Below are 16,682 nucleotides of genomic sequence, written 5' to 3' on the forward strand. Positions count from 1 at the left end.
GCGGCCAGTCAGAAGCGCGTCCCGGGCGCGGTGTCCTAGAGTCCGGACTTATAACCAGTAGGGGACAGCGGCTGCGATGCAGACCTCAGCCAGGAAGGTCACGGCGTTTCGGTTGTTATACACGGATGGTACATCGTAATGTAATTGCTAGGAGATAGGATCCCTATGCCAGAAAGAATCACCATCGCCGAGCCACTGCCGACAACCGCCGTCGTCCGCGTCTCGCGCGCCAGCTACGACCCGAAACGGTTCGCCGAGGTCGACGCTGCGAGCAAGAAGACCTCGGAGTACATAATCCCGGCCCTCAGACGACTGCCGGGGCTCCTTCGCTTTTATGCGGGCGTCTCGCCGAAGGGCTCGATCGTGCAAGTTAGTGTCTGGGACACCGACGAGCACGCGGCACAGTTGGACCGACTGAAGGAGATGGTCGTCGACGGCCGTAGGGATATGGAGGCGGTCGGTGTGACGTTCACTCCGATTTTCAACTACCCCATCGACTGGACCTGGACCGTCTGACCTGGAATCCGAACAGCCACGGGCTTTTCTCCGTCCAGCGGACGAAGCGGTTGTAGAGTGACTTTCTTGGTCCGTACACAGGCGGCGCATCGACCAGCGGCCGTCTGATTTCAGCACGTCACAACCCGCTGCTCATGCCAGCATTTTTATGGGTCCAGACCCTAGTCCGGATAGCAGACCATCGGGATGTTCGGCCAGACGGCGCTGTCGCAATTGGCGGCGTCCTGCCTCTGCTTGAAGGCGGCGCTGACCGGGCCGGTCACCATCGGGTCGACGCCGTCGGGCGCGTCGGCGAAGACCTGTTCGGCCGACAGCGCGTCCGCCGACAAGGCAGGGCGTGCTTCCTTCTGCGTCGCTGCCGACTGTGCGGCGTTGGCCGCCAGCAGGAGGGCAAAGGCCACCGATGCGATCAGCGGCCAAAATCGGTTGAGTTTATCGGTCATGATGTTCGAACTGCCCGGGACCCTGAGAGGTTCCGCCTTGGTTAACAAAATCATCTCACACGAGGATGCTTAAGATTTGATGAGTATTTGGTGTCGCGCTTCCCCTTTCGCAAATGCGAAAAACCCTGTATGAGCCGCGCAACCGAAAGAGGCAGCGCCTTTTGGCCTGCTGCCTGCAACGCTCCCGAGACCAGAACATGAAAATCCGTAATATCGCGATCATCGCGCACGTCGACCATGGAAAAACCACCCTCGTCGACCAATTGCTGCGGCAATCCGGCTCCTTCCGCGACAATCAGCGTGTCGCCGAGCGCGCCATGGATTCCAACGACCTCGAAAAGGAACGTGGCATCACCATCCTGGCCAAGGCGACCTCGGTCGACTGGAAGGACACCCGCATCAACATCGTCGACACCCCCGGCCACGCCGATTTCGGCGGCGAGGTCGAGCGTATCCTGTCGATGGTGGATTCGGCCATCGTACTGGTCGATGCCGCCGAAGGGCCGATGCCGCAGACCAAGTTCGTCGTCGGCAAGGCGCTCAAGGTCGGCCTGAAGCCGATCGTCGTCATCAACAAGATCGACCGCCCGGACGCCCGCCATGTCGAGGTGGTCAACGAAGTGTTCGACCTGTTTGCCGCGCTCGACGCCACCGACGAGCAGCTCGACTTCCCGATTCTCTACGGCTCGGGCCGCGACGGCTGGGTTTCCGAAAATCCGGAAGGCCCAAAGGACCAGGGTCTGGCGCCGCTGTTCGACCTCGTCATCAAGCATGTGCCGGCGCCGACCGTGCATCCCGGTCCGTTCCGCATGATCGGCACCATTCTGGAAGCCAACCCCTTCCTTGGCCGCATCATCACCGGCCGCATCGAATCCGGCACGCTGAAATCCAACCAGCCGGTCAAGGTGCTGCACCATGACGGCACGCTGGTCGAAACCGGCCGTATTTCGAAGATCCTCGCTTTCCGCGGTCTCGAGCGCCAGCCGATCGAAGAAGCGCAGGCGGGCGATATCGTCGCCATTGCCGGCCTGTCGAAAGGCACCGTCGCCGACACCTTCTGCGACCCTTCGGTGACCGAGCCGCTGCATGCGCAGCCGATCGATCCGCCGACCGTGACCATGTCCTTCCTGGTCAACGATTCGCCGCTGGCCGGCACCGAAGGCGACAAGGTGACCAGCCGTGTCATCCGCGACCGCCTGCTGCGCGAGGCCGAAGGCAATGTCGCGCTGAAGATCGAGGAATCACCGGACAAGGATTCGTTCTTCGTTTCCGGCCGCGGCGAATTGCAGCTGGCCGTGCTGATCGAGACGATGCGCCGCGAAGGGTTCGAGATCGCCGTGTCGCGGCCGCGCGTGGTCATGCAGAAGGGCGAGAACGGCGAATTGCTCGAGCCGGTCGAGGAAGTGGTCATCGACGTCGACGAGGAACACGCCGGTATCGTCGTGCAGAAGATGTCGGAGCGCAAGGCCGAGATGGTCGAGCTGCGCCCGTCCGGCGGCAATCGCCAGCGCATCGTCTTCCACGCGCCGACGCGCGGCCTGATCGGCTACCAGTCGGAACTGTTGACCGACACGCGCGGCACCGCCGTGATGAACCGGCTGTTCCATGCCTATGAACCCTACAAGGGCGAGTTGGCGGGCCGCACCAATGGCGTGCTGATCTCGAACGAGCAGGGCGAGGCGGTGGCCTACGCCATGTGGAACCTGGAAGACCGTGGCCCGATGGTCATCGACCCGGGCGTCAAGGTCTATCAGGGCATGATTATCGGCATTCACACCGGGGACAACGACCTCGAAGTGAACGTGCTCAAGGGCAAGAAGCTGACCAACATCCGCGCCGCCGGCAAGGATGAGGCGGTCAAGCTGACGCCGCCGATCCGCATGACGCTGGAGCGCGCGCTGGCCTGGATCCAGGACGACGAGCTGGTCGAGGTGACGCCGAAGACGATCCGCCTGCGCAAGCTCTATCTCGACCCGAACGAGCGCAAGCGCTTCGAGAAGTCGGCCAAGGCGGTCGGCGCGGCGTAAGCATTCAATTTTCCAACTGAGAGGGGCGGAGCACTCATGTGCTCCGCCCCTCTTTCATTTATCCACCGGCAGCCGAAATGATGGCCTGCCGGTCGGGTTCGGCGACGAGGTCGATGCGGATCGTCGCTCCATCCCGGGCCGGCTTGCGCAGGGCCTTGGCGCCGTCCGGGTCAATAACCAGCAATCGCCTGTCTTCCAGCACCTGAAGCCGTGATCGCGAGATGCCGAGTCCATTGGCAAGCAGCCGGTCGAGCCGGAGCGACGTCGGCATTTCGAGCCCGAGCTTGAGTTCCAGCGCGGTTGCGCTTTCTCTTGTGTCGCCGAGCCTTTGCTTGTGGACGGCGACATTGGGAAACTCTTCGACCCGCCCCACACGGCTGCGCAGCGCAACGACATCGAAAGCGTGGCGCCGCGCCAATGCTGGATCGTTGCTTTCAAGCGCCTGCAACAGCTCCGGCTTGATGTCGTGGCGATTGCAGCGTTCGAGAATGCCGAAATTCCAGGAATTGTCGCAGTCGATGCAGCGATATATCAGCCAGACGTCGATGCGCTTGCCATTGGCGTTGACGCGAAATTTTTCGCTGCAGCGATAAGCCTTCACGCCGCCGCAGCGATTGCAGTTGATGAGCGGTCGAGGTGCGATTTCAGGCGTGATCGCCCAGTGAATGCACAGATAACCAGACATGCCGATAAGCCCTTCCCGTCGGGAAGTTCATCAGGTCGGCGATGTCGAGATGCCCATGGCGGGCACGGCGTGGCGCAAGCTTGCTATGGTCGGAAATCAGGCGTCACGGGCGGTTGCGCGCGACAGCGGTTCAGCAGTGCCAAACCGGTCTCGAACCGCCGCCCAGAGGAACACGTGAAAATGAAAACAGACACCGCGAATGCGGCGCCATGCATTGTGTCGGGGGAGTTGACGAGACCGGCGGTTACGTAGGCAAAGTGAAGCTCAAAATTGTTTCGAGGCGGAATTTCTAGCCGTAGCCAATGACGACGGCAAGGCGGCCGTGCTTGTTTGGTGAGGAATTACCGCCGGCTCCAGCCACTTGCGATCACCCTTCTGATGACGCTGATGCCCAAGGGAGGGATGCTTTCTATGTCTTCAAGAGTTCGCAAGACCGAATAGTGATCGATCTTTTCGGAGTACCGTCCTGGGTTGATTCCAAATCCGTAGAATACAGTAAATATATGGTTCTCAGTATGGTAGTCGTCTTCATCGAATGTCACGACCAAGAGGCTGTGATTTTTCTTCGACCAGACGGCGTAGCCTCCAAGAAGATTTTTCAACCAGGTGTCAGCTGCCTCTATCGTGCCGTCATGCATGTCATTTTCGAGATTGGGGATCACGAAGCTCACGGATGGTAGCTTTGCGTAGTCGCGAGGGAACTGGGCCAAAGACTTCTCAAATCCCTTGGCGTCCGCAAACGATTCCCAGGGATTGTGTTTTCGCGGCGATCCGGCTTCGACGTAGCCCGTAAACGTTTTGCCATGAGCCCGAAGACGAGCGGCTAGGTTCGGCGCAGCAAAGCTGTGCATGCCATCGTCATGGACGTCCTGCGTCAAGCCGCTGAACAGCGCGAAGTAATTGGGTTGGCTGGGGTGAGCAACCCCGTAGGATCGATCGAACAGCGCACCGCCCCTTGCCAGCTTGTTTAGATAGGGGGCAGCTCGTCCCGCCTGAGAAATCTGCTCAAAGGCGTGGTTCTCCATGATGACGACAACGACGTGATCATATTTTGGCGGTGTCCTCGACGAAGCGACGGCCAGGGGCGCTCCGCTCGGCCCCATGCTGGCTGTCAGGACAGCCAGCATGGGGAACCGTCGAACGACCGCGCGCCAACCCTGCACAACCACGAAAACTCCTCCTCCCGCCTGATCGGCAAGATCAAGCTGACTGCAAGTCAGGCATGGCAGTCAAGGGCGTGGCCGAACGCTGAGCCGGTCTGGGATCTGCCGCTACCGAAGTTGCAAGCGGTGATGTCGATCGGATATCGTCCGCCGCTCAACCGCTGGAAGGCAGTGCCATGCACCTCACCTCGCTCCTGATCTTCGCCGCCGCTTTGTTCGTTGCCGCAGGTTCGCCCGGTCCGTCGATCGCGGCTCTCGTGGTGCGGGTCATCTCGAAGGGCTTTCGCGACGTGTTCCCGTTCCTGCTCGCCATGTGGATCGGCGAGGGCATCTGGCTGTCGCTGGCGGTGTTCGGGCTGGCTGTCGTGGCGCAGACCTTCCATTTCGCCTTCGTCGTGGTGAAATGGGTTGGCGTTGCTTATCTTGCCTACCTCGCCTGGAAGATGTGGACCGCGCCGGTCGAGGCGCGCGAGGGCGAGATGCCGCGCGAGGATTCGGCCGTCAAATTGTTCTTCGCCGGCATGGCGGTGACGCTCGGCAACCCCAAGATCATGATGTTCTACCTGGCGCTGTTGCCGACCATCATCGACCTCGCTTCGGTCAGCCTCGTCGGCTGGGTCGAGCTGACGGCGACCATGGCCGTGGTGCTGGTCGCCATCGACCTCGCCTGGGTGCTCGCCGCCGCGCAGGCGCGCAAGCTGCTGAAAAGCAAGCGCGCCATGAAGATCGCCAACCGCGTCAGCGCCGGCACCATGGCGGGTGCCGCGGCAGCGATCGCGGCACGCTCCTGAGGCGGGGCGTCAGCCCATCATATTGATGATCGGTGCGATCTCGACGTTGCAGTTGGGCTCCATCAGGATCGGGCAGTCCTTGGCCTTGCTGGTGGCGTCGTCGATGTCTTTTGCTTCGATGACCGAGTAGCCACCGGTCGGGTTGCTGCCGCCATTGTTCTCCACCTTGCCACCGGGCAGGACGGTCTTCGACATGCCGACCGGATTGCCGCTGTCGACGACGGCCGAGCCAAGCTTTCCGAACCAGCCTGTCCAGGCGTCCATCATCGCCTTCCGCTCGGCTTCGCTCGTCGGCATCTTGCCGGAGCCGTGATAGATGTAGAGAAACTTCGCCATGTTCTCCTCCCTTGTTCAGCGGCATCGAACCGGCATGCGGTCATGCCGCGCTCCGATCATCGGACCAAACCGGCAAACAAGCAACGAGAATGCGAAATAGCTAATATAGGCGCGGGTGGGTGCCAGCGCCGCGCCTCAACGCGCCATGGCGTGGTATTCGTCGTTCGGCCGCATGTCGATTGCCGCGGCGACCCGGTTCGACATGTTGAAGAAGGAAGCGGTCGAAGCGATGTCCCAGATGTCGCGGTCGGAAAAACCGGCATGACGCAGTGCCGCCCGGTCGGCCTCGACGATCTTCGCGGGATCCTCGGTCAGCTTGACCGCGAATTCGAGCATCGCAGTCTGCCTGGGCGAAAGATCGGCGGCGCGAAAATTCATCACCATCATCTCGCCCAGCGCCGGATCGCCGGACAGCTGGCGCACCGCCGCGCCATGCGCGGTCAGGCAATAATAGCAGTGGTTGATGGAGGAGACGACGACCGCGATCATCTCGCGCTCCAGCTTCGACAGGCCGGATTCTCCGAGCATCAGATCATTGTACATGTCGGTGAAGGCGCGAAGCTTCCTGTCGTCGAAGTAGGCCTGGAGCACGTTGGGAACGAGGCCGAGCTTCTCCTCGCATTTGGCGAAATAGGCTTTTGTCGCTTCGCTGAGGTCCGCGTTGCCGAGGTCAAGCGCGGTGATTCTGCCGGTCATCGGGGGTTTCTCCTCATCACGCGGTGGCTTGCCGCCGAATTCCGATATTTCTTTGCAAGCCGTCAAACCTTTGTCGCCAAACAGCGGTCATCTGCTACCATAGTCGCAAAAGCATGTGACGGGAGGGAATTAGCGTCATGGCCAGCCTGAAAACCGCAAGTCAGCCGAAAAAGAGCCAGGCAAAGGGGGAAGACAAGTCCGGCAAGCTCGCCGATTATCTGCTGGCCCGAGCCCCTGCCGAAGACATCGCCGCCTATGACGTGGCCGACCTCGTGCGCGCCGCCGATCTCGCCGGGCGTGCTGTCGCGCGGCACAAGAAGGGCGACTGCGTCGTCGCGATCGATGTCGATTCCGGTGTCGTCCGCCAAGGCCGGCCGATGACCGTCATCACCGTCGTCAACGACAACATGCCGTTTCTGTTCGATTCCATCCTCGGCGAAATCACCGACGCTGCCGGTGAGCCGCTGCTGGTTACCCATCCGGTTATCGTCGTCAAGCATGGCAAGGGCGGCGTCGAGGAAATCCTCGGCGACGGCGGCACCGTCAAGAGCGACACCGCCCACGACCGGCTGAGCGTGATTCATGTCCATATCGGCCGGCTTTCCGTCGAACATGCTGAGGCGTTGGCCGGACGGTTGAAGAAGCTTTTGGGCCAAGTGCGCGCCGCGGTCACCGACTGGAGGCCGATGCTGGCCCGCCTCGACCAGGCGATCTCCGAATTCCGCTACGCGCCGGTGCCGCTCGACAAGGCCAACGTCACCGAGGCGATCGCCTTCCTCGAATGGCTGCGCGATGACAATTTCACCTTTCTCGGCATGCGCGAGTTCAAATACACCGGCAGCGAGAAAAGCGGCATGCTGGAGCGTTCCGACAAGCCCGGCCTCGGCATCCTGGCCGATCCCGACGTGCTGGTGCTCAGGCGCGGCACCGAAGCGGTGACGACGACACCGGAGATCCGTGCTTTCCTGCACGGGCCGGAGCCGCTGATCGTCACCAAGGCGAATGCCAAGTCGGTGGTGCATCGCCGCATCTATCTCGATTACATCGGCGTCAAGACCTACACCGCCAAGGGGGTGCTTTCGGGCGAACTGCGCATCGTCGGCCTGTTCACGTCGACCGCCTACACGCGCTCGGTGATGAAAATCCCCTATCTCAGGTCGAAGGCCGAAACCATCATCGCCAAATCCGGCTTCAATCCGGAGGATCATTCCGGCAAGGCGCTGATCAATGTGCTGGAGAGCTATCCGCGCGACGAGCTGTTCCAGGTCCCGGTGCCGATCCTGCGCAAGCACGCCGAGGCCATTCTGGGGCTGGTGGAGCGACCTCGCGTCAGGGCGCTGGTGCGCGCCGACCAGTTCGACCGCTTCGTCTCGATCCTCGTCTTCGTCCCGCGCGACCGCTACGACAGTGTCGTGCGCGAGAAGATCGGCGCCTATCTCAAGACGGTGTTCGAAGGGCGGCTGTCGGCATACTACCCGGCTTTCCCCGAAGGCGGGCTGGCGCGCGTTCACTTCATCATCGGTCGCTCCGGCGGTAAGACGCCGAAAATCGAACAGGTGACGATCGAGGCGGCGATCCGCGACATCGTGCGGACCTGGGAGGACGCGCTGCGCGAAACAGCGGCCGAATCCGGCGCCGATCCGGCGCTGTCGGCAATCGCCTCGCGGTTTTCCGAAAGCTATCGCGACAGTTTCTCGCCAGCCGTGGCGCTGGTCGATGCCGGGCGGATCGCCAAGATCAGCGCCAGCAATCCGATCGCCATCGACTATTACCGCCACGGCGAGCAGAAACCGCACCAGGCGGCGCTGAAGATCTATCACCACGGCAGCCCGGTGGCGCTGTCGCGGCGGGTGCCGGTGCTGGAAAACATCGGCTTCCGCGTCATCAGCGAGCGCACCTTCGAGGTCGGCGACGCCGCGACCGGCACGATCAATAGTGATCAGCCCGGCATGATCAATAGTGATCAGCCAGGCATGGTCTTCATCCACGACATGGAGCTTGAGAACAGCTACGGCAAGCCGATCGAGCTTGGCGATCATGGGGCGCTGTTCGAGGACGCATTCCTCGCCGTCTGGCGCGGCGACGTCGACAATGATGGCTACAACGGCCTGGCCCAGACCGCCGGCCTTTGGTCGGGGGAGATCACCATCCTGCGCGCCTATGGCCGCTATCTCCAGCAGGTAGGCATCCCGCAGAGCCAGGATTTCATCGCCGCGGCGCTCAATCGCTATCCCGAGATCGCGCGCGGCCTGCATGCCCTGTTCCTCGCCCGGCTCGGGCCGACCGCCGAGACGGAAGGCGTCGTGGCGGCCAAGCATCTCAAAGCCAAGATCAAGGACGCGCTGGAAGACGTTCCCAACATCGACGACGACACCATCATCCGCCGCTATCTCAACCTGATCGAAGCCTCGCTGCGCACCAATCATTTCGTTGCCGATACGAAAGACAAAGGCCAGTCGCTGGCGATCAAGCTCGATTCGCGCTCGGTCGATGGTTTGCCCGAGCCGCGGCCGTGGCGGGAGATATTCGTCTACGGCTCCGAGGTCGAAGGCGTGCATCTGCGCTTCGGCCCGGTGGCGCGCGGCGGCCTGCGCTGGTCGGATCGCGCCCAGGATTACCGCACCGAGGTGCTGGGCCTGGTCAAGGCGCAGCAGGTCAAGAACGCCGTCATCGTGCCGGTCGGCGCCAAGGGCGGCTTCTTCCCCAAGCGCCTGCCGGCGGGCGGCAGCCGCGACGCCATTTTCGAAGCCGGCACGTCGGCATACAAGAACTATGTTTCGAGCCTTTTGTCGATCACCGACAATATCGGCCTCGAAGGGGTCATTCCCCCGGCCGGCGTGGTGCGCCGCGACCAGGACGATCCCTATTTCGTCGTCGCCGCCGACAAGGGCACGGCGACCTTCTCCGACACCGCCAACGCGATCAGCGAGGCCCATGGCTTCTGGCTCGACGACGCCTTCGCCAGCGGCGGTTCGGCCGGCTACGACCACAAGAAGATGGGCATCACCGCCAAGGGCGCGTGGGAAGCGGTCAAGCGGCATTTCCGCGAGATGAACCGCGACATCCAGACCTCTCCCTTCACCGTCGTCGGTGTCGGCGACATGTCGGGCGACGTGTTCGGTAACGGCATGCTGCTGTCCGAGAAGACCCGGCTGATCGCCGCCTTCGACCATCGCGACATCTTCATCGACCCGGATCCGGACATGGCGGCGTCGCTGGCCGAGCGCCAGCGCATGTTCGCGTTGCCGCGTTCGAGCTGGCAGGATTACGACAAGACGAAACTGTCGGAAGGCGGCGTCATTGTCTCGCGCAACCAGAAGTCGATCACCTTGCCGGCGGCGGCCGCCGCGGCCATCGGACTTGGCAAGACCACGGCGTCGCCGGTCGAAATCCTGAACGCCATCCTCAAGGCGCCGGTCGACCTTCTTTGGTTCGGCGGCATCGGCACCTATCTGAGGGCATCCACCGAGACCAATGCCGATGTCGGCGACCGCGCCAACGACGCTATCCGCGTCACGGCGCTCGACGTGCGCGCCAAGGTGATCGGCGAGGGCGCCAATCTCGGCGTGACGCAACGGGCGCGTATCGAGTTCGGCCTGAACGGCGGTCGCTGCAATTCCGACGCCATCGACAATTCGGGCGGCGTCAACTGCTCCGACGTCGAGGTCAACATTAAGATCGCGCTGGCGTCCGCCATGCGGAAGGGATCGCTGACACGCCCGGCGCGCAACAAGTTGCTCTCCGAGATGACTGAGGAGGTCGGCGCACTGGTGCTCTCCAACAATTACGAGCAGACGCTGGCGCTTTCCATCGCCCGCAAGCGCGGGCTCGCCGACATCGCTCACCAAAGCCGCTTCATGGCGGCGCTGGAAGCGCGCGGCCTGCTCAATCGCACCGTGGAGACGCTGCCGTCGCCGGCGGCCCTCGCCGAGCGCGAAGCACGCGGCGAACCGCTGACCAGGGCCGAGCTCGGCGTGCTGCTGGCCTACGCCAAGATCGTGCTGTTTTCCGACATCGTCGCCAGCGACGTGCCGGACGAGCCGCATTTCGACCGCGACCTGATGGACTATTTCCCGGCGCGCATGGCGAAGAAATTCGCGTCCGAGATCCATGGCCATCGCCTGCGCCGCGAAATCATCGCCCGCGTCGTCGCCAACGATCTGGTCAACCGGGGAGGGCCGTCCTTCGTCAACCGACTGCAGGAGGCGACTGGTCGCAGCGTCGCCGACGTCGTCCGCACCTTCGCGGTCGTGCGCGACGGGTTTGCCTTGCCGGCGCTCTATCGCGAGATCGATGCGCTCGACAACCACATCGACGGACAGATCCAGCTCGATCTCTACCAGGCGGTTAGCCGGCTGATCTACGTGACCAGCGGCTGGTATCTCAAAAACGATGCCGGCACGGATGGGCTGGCCCAGCGCATCGCCGAACTGCAGGAAGCACGCAAGGCGCTGGAACCGAAGCTCGCCTCGCTGCTGCCGGCCTTCTCGCGCGAACGGATCGAGGAGAAGCGGCATGGCCTTTTCAAGAGCGGCACGCCGGAAAGGCTGGCCGAACAGCTGGCGCTGACCGACGTGGCCGAATTGATCCCCGACATCGCGCTGACGGCGCGGACGGCCAATGCCGACATCGTCGCCGCGGCGAAGGCGTTCTTCGCGGTCAGCGATGCCTTCCGCATCCCGCGCGTCGAGGACGCGGCGCGGTCGATCACGCCTTCCGATTACTACGACCAGCTGGCACTATCGCGCGCCACCGACACGATCGGCTCGGCGAGGCGTGGCATCGCGGTGGCGGCGCTCACCGGCCATGCCAAGGCGGCGGATCCGGTGGCGGCATGGCTGGAAGCCGGCGGCGAGCGGGTGGCGCGCATCCGCGAGCGGCTGCAGGCGCTGACCGAGGGCGGCGACATCACCGTGTCGCGGCTGTCGGTCGCATCCGGCCTGATGAGCGATCTGTCCGCGCGATGATCGCTTGCCAGATCGGGCGAGATTGCCAGCCAGAACTACGCTATAGAGCGATACGGCGCCCTGCTTCGGGGCTCCGTCAAGCATGATCCCGAAAGGTGGATGCGGGTTTTCGGGCAGGATCATGCTCAACAAAAAGACGGAGGGGACATGACCGAGGTGGCAGTGCAGCGGGCGTCGGGGCGTGGCATCTGGGGATGGATGTTCTTCGACTGGGCGGCGCAACCGTTCTTCACCGTCGTCACCACCTTCATCTTCGGCCCTTATTTCGTTTCGCGCATGGCCAGCGATCCGACTACCGGCCAGGCGGTCTGGGGCTACGGCATCGCCGCGGCAGGACTGGTCATCGCCGTGCTGTCGCCGATCCTCGGCTCGATCGCCGACCAGACCGGGCCGCGCAAGCCATGGATCGCGTTCTTCGCCGCGATCAAGATCACCAGCCTGACCCTGCTCTGGTTCGCCGCGCCCGGCTCCAACCTGTTCCTGGTCGTGGCGCTGTTCTCGCTGGCCTCGGTGGCGGCGGAATTCTCGACCGTTTTCAACGATTCGATGATGCCGCGCCTGGTGCCGAAACGCGAGATCGGCCGGATCTCCAACATTGCCTGGGGCCTCGGCTATCTTGGCGGCATGATCGCGCTGATCTTCGTCGTCACCTGCATGGCCGGCTCGCCGGAAACCGGCAAGACGATCATCGGCATCGACCCGCTGTTCGGGCTCGACCCGAAGCTCGGCGAGGATGCCAGGGCCACCGGACCGCTGTCGGCGGGCTGGTATTTCCTGTTCATCCTGCCGATGTTCTTCTTCACGCCGGACGCCATCAAGGGCATTCCGATCGGGCCGGCGGTGCGCGAAGGACTATCGGAACTGAAATCGACGCTGGCCGAGGTGCGCCGGCGCGGTGGCATCTTCCGCTTCCTCGTCGCCCGCATGATCTACCAGGACGGCGTCAATGCGCTGCTGGCGCTGGGCGGCACCTTCGCGGCGGCGATGTTTCACTGGTCGATCACCGAGATCGGCATGTTCGGCATCATCCTCAACGTCGTGGCCATCTTCGGCTGCTGGGTCGCCGCGCGCCTCGATACCGCCCTCGGCTCCAAGGTGGTGGTGATGATTGCACTGGTGATGCTGTCGGTCGCCACCATCGGCGTCGTCTCGACCGGCCCGGGCTTCACGCTGCTCGGCCTGATACAGCTGTCGACCACCGATTCGGGCGGGCTGTTCGGCACGGCGGCCGAAAAGGCCTACATCATGTACGGGCTGTTGATCGGTCTCGCCTTCGGGCCGGTGCAGGCGTCGTCGCGTTCCTACATGGCGCGCAGCGTGACGGCGGCGGAATCCGGCCGCTATTTCGGCATCTATGCGCTGGCTGGACGGGCAACCAGCTTTTTGGCGCCATTCCTGGTGGCGACAATCACCGCGCTCAGCGGCTCGGCCCGACTCGGCATGGCGGTGATCATCCTGTTCCTGGCCATCGGCATGGCGATCCTGATTCGCACACCGTATCCGGCGGATCGGCCAGCGGAATGAGCATCTCTTCCTTCTCCCACAAGGGGAGAAGGGAAGGCGCCGCCTAGACTAATGCCGGAAATGCCTCACGCCCGTAAACACCATGGCGATGCCGTGCTCGTCGGCGGCGGCGATGACGTCGTCGTCGCGCATCGATCCGCCGGGCTGGATGACGGCGGTGGCGCCCGCTTCGATCGCCGACAGCAATCCGTCGGCGAAGGGGAAGAAGGCGTCGGAGGCGACGACAGAGCCCTTGGTCAGCGGCTCGGCAAGGCCGGCAGCCTCGGCGGCGTCGAGTGCCTTGCGCGCGGCGATGCGTGAGGAATCGACCCGGCTCATCTGGCCGGCGCCGATGCCGACAGTGGCCCCGCCCTTGACGTAGACGATGGCGTTCGACTTGACGTGTTTGGCGACGCGGAAGGCGAACTTCAGGTCGGCCATTTCGGCCGGTGTCGGCGCCCGCTTCGTCACCACCTTCAGCTCAAGGTCGTCTACGACGGCATTGTCCCTGCCCTGGACGAGCATGCCGCCGGCGACGGATTTGACCGTCGTGCCAGGGGTGCGCGGGTCCGGCAAGCCATCGGTGACCAGCAGGCGCAGGTTCTTCTTCGCCGCGACGATTGCCGCGGCCTCGTCGGTCGCACCGGGCGCGATGATGACCTCGGTGAAGGTTTTCACGATCTCTTCCGCCGCCTCGGCGTCGAGGACACGGTTCATGGCAACGATACCGCCGAAGGCCGAGACCGGATCGCAGGCGAGCGCCTTGGCGTAGGCTGCCTTCAGCGACGTGCCCTCAGCGACGCCGCATGGATTGGCGTGCTTGATGATGGCAACGGCGGCGGAGCGGTTCGGATCGAATTCGCCGACCAGTTCGAAAGCGGCGTCGGTGTCGTTGATGTTGTTGTAGGAAAGCTGCTTGCCCTGAAGCTGGCGTGCGGTGGCGACGCCCGGCCGCTTGTCGCCGTTGACGTAGAAGCCGGCGCTCTGGTGCGGGTTCTCACCATAGCGCATCACCTCGACCAGCCTGCCGCCGAAGGCGCGCCAAGTCGGATGCTCGATCTCGAGCGCCTCGGCGAACCAGCCGGAGATCGCCGCGTCATAGCTGGCGGTGCGGGCAAAGGCCTTGGCCGCCAGCTTCTTGCGGAAATCCAGCGACAGCGAGCCGAAATTCATTTCCAGCGCATTGAGCACCGCGGCGTAATCGCCGGGGTCGGTGACGATGGCGACATAGGCGTGGTTCTTGGCCGAGGCCCGGATCATCGCCGGGCCGCCAATGTCGATGTTCTCGACGATCGCGGCATAGTCGGCGCCGGAGCGGCGGACTTCCTCGAAAGGGTAGAGATTGGAGACGACCAGATCGATCGGCTCGATCTTGTGGTCGCGCATCGCCTTGGCATGCTCGGGGTCGTCACGCACGCCAAGCAGCGCGCCGTGCACCGAAGGATGCAGCGTCTTGACGCGGCCGTCCATGATCTCGGGAAACCCGGTGAGCTCGGAAACGTCGCGCACGGCCATGCCGGCTTCGGCGATCGCCCCGGCCGTGCCGCCGGTGGAGACCAGCTCGACGCCGGCGGCGGCCAGCGCCCCGGCGAAATCGATGAGGTCGGTCTTGTCGAAAACGGAGAGCAGCGCGCGACGGACGGGAACGAGGTCAGGGGCGGGAATGTTCTTGGCGGCGACGGCCATGGGCTGGCGGCCTTTCACGGCTGGAGGGGCAAGTCCGCGCCGTAGCACATGACATCAGGAAATCAAGCCGCAAGGTCAGTCCTGGCGGACACAGTCAGTTGTTTTCCGGGTAGCCGGCGACGCTGGTGCGCGTCAGCTGCCAGTGGACCTCGGCAACGTCCGATGCCTTGAAGGCGAGCACGATCTGCCGGCTGCGGCGCGGGCCGCCAAGGCCGGCGAAATAGATCGATTCCTCGACCTCCGGCGCCACTTCGCTGGAGGTGAACACCCAGGTGTCGGCCTGATCCGCGGCCAGGACCAGGCGATCGTGCTCGTCCTGCAGCAGGTCGATGTCGGGGTGGACGTGGAAGCGGATGGTGATGAAATCGCGGCCGTTGTTGCGGATCGAGGCATTGCCCGGCCGCAGGAACCGGTCCCTGCCGGCCAGCACGTTGCCATTCGTCGACAGTTTCAGCTCGCGCTCATGCAGGAAGCCGAAGCGGGCGACATAGCCATCGTGGCGGGCGATGAAACCCTGAACGCCCTTCTGGTCGGTGCGCTTGCACGGGACGTGCTGCGGGCCGCCGATCAACGGCGAGCCGAGCAGGTCGTTGACGCGCAGCGAATGGCTGAAGCGTGCCGACGAGGTGTCGTTGATGGTGGCGGTCGAGTGCGCGGCCGTGGCGCGGGCCAGCGGCCGGAACTCGGCGGCACCATAGGTGTCGATGCCGGCATTGACGATGTAGTGCTGGCGGCCGGACGACAGTTCGAAGGCGAGGCATCCGGCGTGCGCGGCGTTGGAAACGTCGACCGGCGGTGGCAGGCCGGTGTCGGCGATGACGGTGACGCCACCCATCGACAGGCGCTCATAGCCCGAATGCGGCGCATGCAGGAGCGGCGCGCCGGCGGTGTCGTCGTGGCGCAGGATGGTGGCGATGCGGTCATGGATGGTGGCGCCCATGCCGTTGAAGCGGGCGAGGCTGCCGTCCTGGTGGCGGAAGAAGCGCAGCGCCGGCAGCATGCGGTCGATGGCGCCGATCAGCGCCTGCGGCGGCGTTTCCGCCTGGTTGGCATAGGTCTGGCGCAGCGGCAAAAGGTCGGCGAGGATTTCCAGCACCGCCATAGGATTGCGCGAGATATGTCCGCCGTCGGCGAGGATCTGGCGGTCGAGTTCCTCGGCGAGGTTGCGGGTGGCGCCGCGCAGCGCCGATGCGGGCGCCGGCAAGGACAGGGCGGCGAAGGCCAGCGCGATGCGGGCGCGCAGCCGGTCCTTGCCATCGGGCATCTCGCGCGCCATCGACCTGAGATAGCGGATCTGCATGGCGAGCGATTTCAGGAAGGCTCGGTAGAAGGGGAATTCGGCGCCCTGCAGCACGACAGAGGAATGCTGCAGCCAGGCGATGATGCGCTTGGCTGTCGTGCCGGGCTCCCAGGCAACACCGGAAATATTGCTGCCATGCATGGCGATCCAGTCGGCGACCAGCGCGCGGGCGTTGGCGGCGGCAAGCTCGGTGCCGGCGGCGCGCATGTGGCGCAGCCAGCGAAAGCCATGCAGCGTCTTTTGCCAACCGTGGTTGGGTACGTTGATCTGGAAAGGCGACTTGCCGCCGGTCTCGACCAGATGCCCCGACAAGGGGTAGCGGCCGTAGTAGATCTCAAGCGCGATCTGCGGGTCGGCGAGGCGCAGGTCCGGCGGCGCGATCAGCACACGCTCCGGCGTGCGGCCGGAATAGCGCCAGCGATAGACCGGCCCGGCACGCAGGCGCCGGCGCGTTTTGCGCCAGAACTCCTTCGCGACAAGCGTCCATAGACGCGTCGTGCTGCTGGCAGCCAGTGCCAAAACCCCTCCTGATCGTCCTCTACCCCAAGCTCAAGCTTATATGATTCAAG

Annotated in this window: 12 protein-coding genes and 1 pseudogene; 5 read left to right on the forward strand and 8 right to left on the reverse strand. The window is 63.9% G+C overall.

Annotated features, from left to right (window positions below; all coding sequences use genetic code 11):
* The first annotated feature begins 165 nt into the window (after positions 1-165).
* On the forward strand, positions 166-516 hold the full coding sequence (locus AC56QQ_RS04395) for a hypothetical protein (RefSeq protein WP_489858378.1): 351 nt from the start codon (positions 166-168) through the stop codon (positions 514-516).
* Positions 517-532: 16 nt separating this feature from the next.
* On the opposite strand, the pseudogene AC56QQ_RS04400 reads toward AC56QQ_RS04395, so the two are convergent.
* Both AC56QQ_RS04400 and AC56QQ_RS04405 read right to left on the reverse strand, forming a co-directional pair.
* A pseudogene (locus AC56QQ_RS04400) lies at positions 533-633 on the reverse strand (IS5/IS1182 family transposase); the annotation flags it as partial.
* 44 nt (positions 634-677) lie between these two features.
* Entirely contained in the window at positions 678-959 is a 282-nt protein-coding gene (locus AC56QQ_RS04405) for a hypothetical protein (RefSeq protein WP_489858377.1), read from the reverse strand.
* Between the two features lie 197 nt (positions 960-1,156).
* Here AC56QQ_RS04405 and typA point away from each other — a divergent pair, with 197 nt between their 5' ends.
* A complete protein-coding gene (typA, locus tag AC56QQ_RS04410; RefSeq protein ID WP_497125708.1) occupies positions 1,157-2,986 on the forward strand; it encodes a translational GTPase TypA in 1,830 nt (609 codons plus the stop codon).
* 58 nt (positions 2,987-3,044) lie between these two features.
* Here the strand turns inward: typA and AC56QQ_RS04415 are convergent, their stop codons facing one another.
* Positions 3,045-3,671, reverse strand: a complete 627-nt coding sequence (locus AC56QQ_RS04415; protein WP_497125709.1) for a DUF1062 domain-containing protein — start codon at positions 3,669-3,671, stop codon at positions 3,045-3,047.
* Positions 3,672-4,012: 341 nt separating this feature from the next.
* Positions 4,013-4,798 (reverse strand): alkaline phosphatase family protein, encoded by a 786-nt coding sequence (locus AC56QQ_RS04420; protein WP_497125710.1) that lies wholly within the window; start codon positions 4,796-4,798, stop codon positions 4,013-4,015.
* A gap of 212 nt (positions 4,799-5,010) precedes the next feature.
* Between AC56QQ_RS04420 and AC56QQ_RS04425 the strand changes: the two genes are divergently transcribed.
* Positions 5,011-5,625, forward strand: coding sequence for a LysE family translocator (locus tag AC56QQ_RS04425; RefSeq protein ID WP_497125711.1), 615 nt, complete (start codon positions 5,011-5,013; stop codon positions 5,623-5,625).
* 9 nt (positions 5,626-5,634) lie between these two features.
* On the opposite strand, the gene AC56QQ_RS04430 is transcribed toward AC56QQ_RS04425, so the two are convergent.
* Positions 5,635-5,961 carry a YciI family protein gene (locus tag AC56QQ_RS04430; protein ID WP_489858372.1) on the reverse strand — a complete coding sequence of 109 codons (327 nt, stop codon included), beginning with the start codon at positions 5,959-5,961 and terminating at the stop codon, positions 5,635-5,637.
* Between the two features lie 135 nt (positions 5,962-6,096).
* Positions 6,097-6,657 (reverse strand): peroxidase-related enzyme, encoded by a 561-nt coding sequence (locus AC56QQ_RS04435; RefSeq protein ID WP_497125712.1) that lies wholly within the window; start codon positions 6,655-6,657, stop codon positions 6,097-6,099.
* Positions 6,658-6,794: 137 nt separating this feature from the next.
* Here AC56QQ_RS04435 and AC56QQ_RS04440 point away from each other — a divergent pair, with 137 nt between their 5' ends.
* A complete protein-coding gene (locus tag AC56QQ_RS04440) occupies positions 6,795-11,624 on the forward strand; it encodes an NAD-glutamate dehydrogenase (protein WP_497125713.1) in 4,830 nt (1,609 codons plus the stop codon).
* 147 nt (positions 11,625-11,771) lie between these two features.
* The gene (locus AC56QQ_RS04445) at positions 11,772-13,148 is read left to right on the forward strand and encodes an MFS transporter (protein WP_497125714.1); all 1,377 of its coding nucleotides are present in this window, start codon (positions 11,772-11,774) and stop codon (positions 13,146-13,148) included.
* 48 nt (positions 13,149-13,196) lie between these two features.
* On the opposite strand, the gene purH is transcribed toward AC56QQ_RS04445, so the two are convergent.
* Complete coding sequence (gene purH / locus AC56QQ_RS04450; RefSeq protein ID WP_497125715.1) at positions 13,197-14,813, reverse strand: bifunctional phosphoribosylaminoimidazolecarboxamide formyltransferase/IMP cyclohydrolase; 1,617 nt, start codon at positions 14,811-14,813, stop codon at positions 13,197-13,199.
* A 94-nt stretch (positions 14,814-14,907) separates the two neighbouring features.
* A complete protein-coding gene (locus AC56QQ_RS04455; protein WP_497125716.1) occupies positions 14,908-16,632 on the reverse strand; it encodes a heparinase II/III family protein in 1,725 nt (574 codons plus the stop codon).
* Positions 16,633-16,682: the final 50 nt, after the last annotated feature.

This window comes from Mesorhizobium sp. RCAM 05099 (genome assembly GCF_059683685.1).

Coding starts and splice junctions, on each gene's coding strand:
- typA (WP_497125708.1), top strand. CDS start 1,157: ATGAAAATCCGTAATATCGCGATCATCGCGCACGTCGACCATGGAAAA.
- purH (WP_497125715.1), bottom strand. CDS start 14,813: ATGGCCGTCGCCGCCAAGAACATTCCCGCCCCTGACCTCGTTCCCGTC.
- AC56QQ_RS04405 (WP_489858377.1), bottom strand. CDS start 959: ATGACCGATAAACTCAACCGATTTTGGCCGCTGATCGCATCGGTGGCC.
- AC56QQ_RS04395 (WP_489858378.1), top strand. CDS start 166: ATGCCAGAAAGAATCACCATCGCCGAGCCACTGCCGACAACCGCCGTC.
- AC56QQ_RS04420 (WP_497125710.1), bottom strand. CDS start 4,798: ATGCTGGCTGTCCTGACAGCCAGCATGGGGCCGAGCGGAGCGCCCCTG.
- AC56QQ_RS04445 (WP_497125714.1), top strand. CDS start 11,772: ATGACCGAGGTGGCAGTGCAGCGGGCGTCGGGGCGTGGCATCTGGGGA.
- AC56QQ_RS04430 (WP_489858372.1), bottom strand. CDS start 5,961: ATGGCGAAGTTTCTCTACATCTATCACGGCTCCGGCAAGATGCCGACG.
- AC56QQ_RS04435 (WP_497125712.1), bottom strand. CDS start 6,657: ATGACCGGCAGAATCACCGCGCTTGACCTCGGCAACGCGGACCTCAGC.
- AC56QQ_RS04425 (WP_497125711.1), top strand. CDS start 5,011: ATGCACCTCACCTCGCTCCTGATCTTCGCCGCCGCTTTGTTCGTTGCC.
- AC56QQ_RS04415 (WP_497125709.1), bottom strand. CDS start 3,671: ATGTCTGGTTATCTGTGCATTCACTGGGCGATCACGCCTGAAATCGCA.
- AC56QQ_RS04440 (WP_497125713.1), top strand. CDS start 6,795: ATGGCCAGCCTGAAAACCGCAAGTCAGCCGAAAAAGAGCCAGGCAAAG.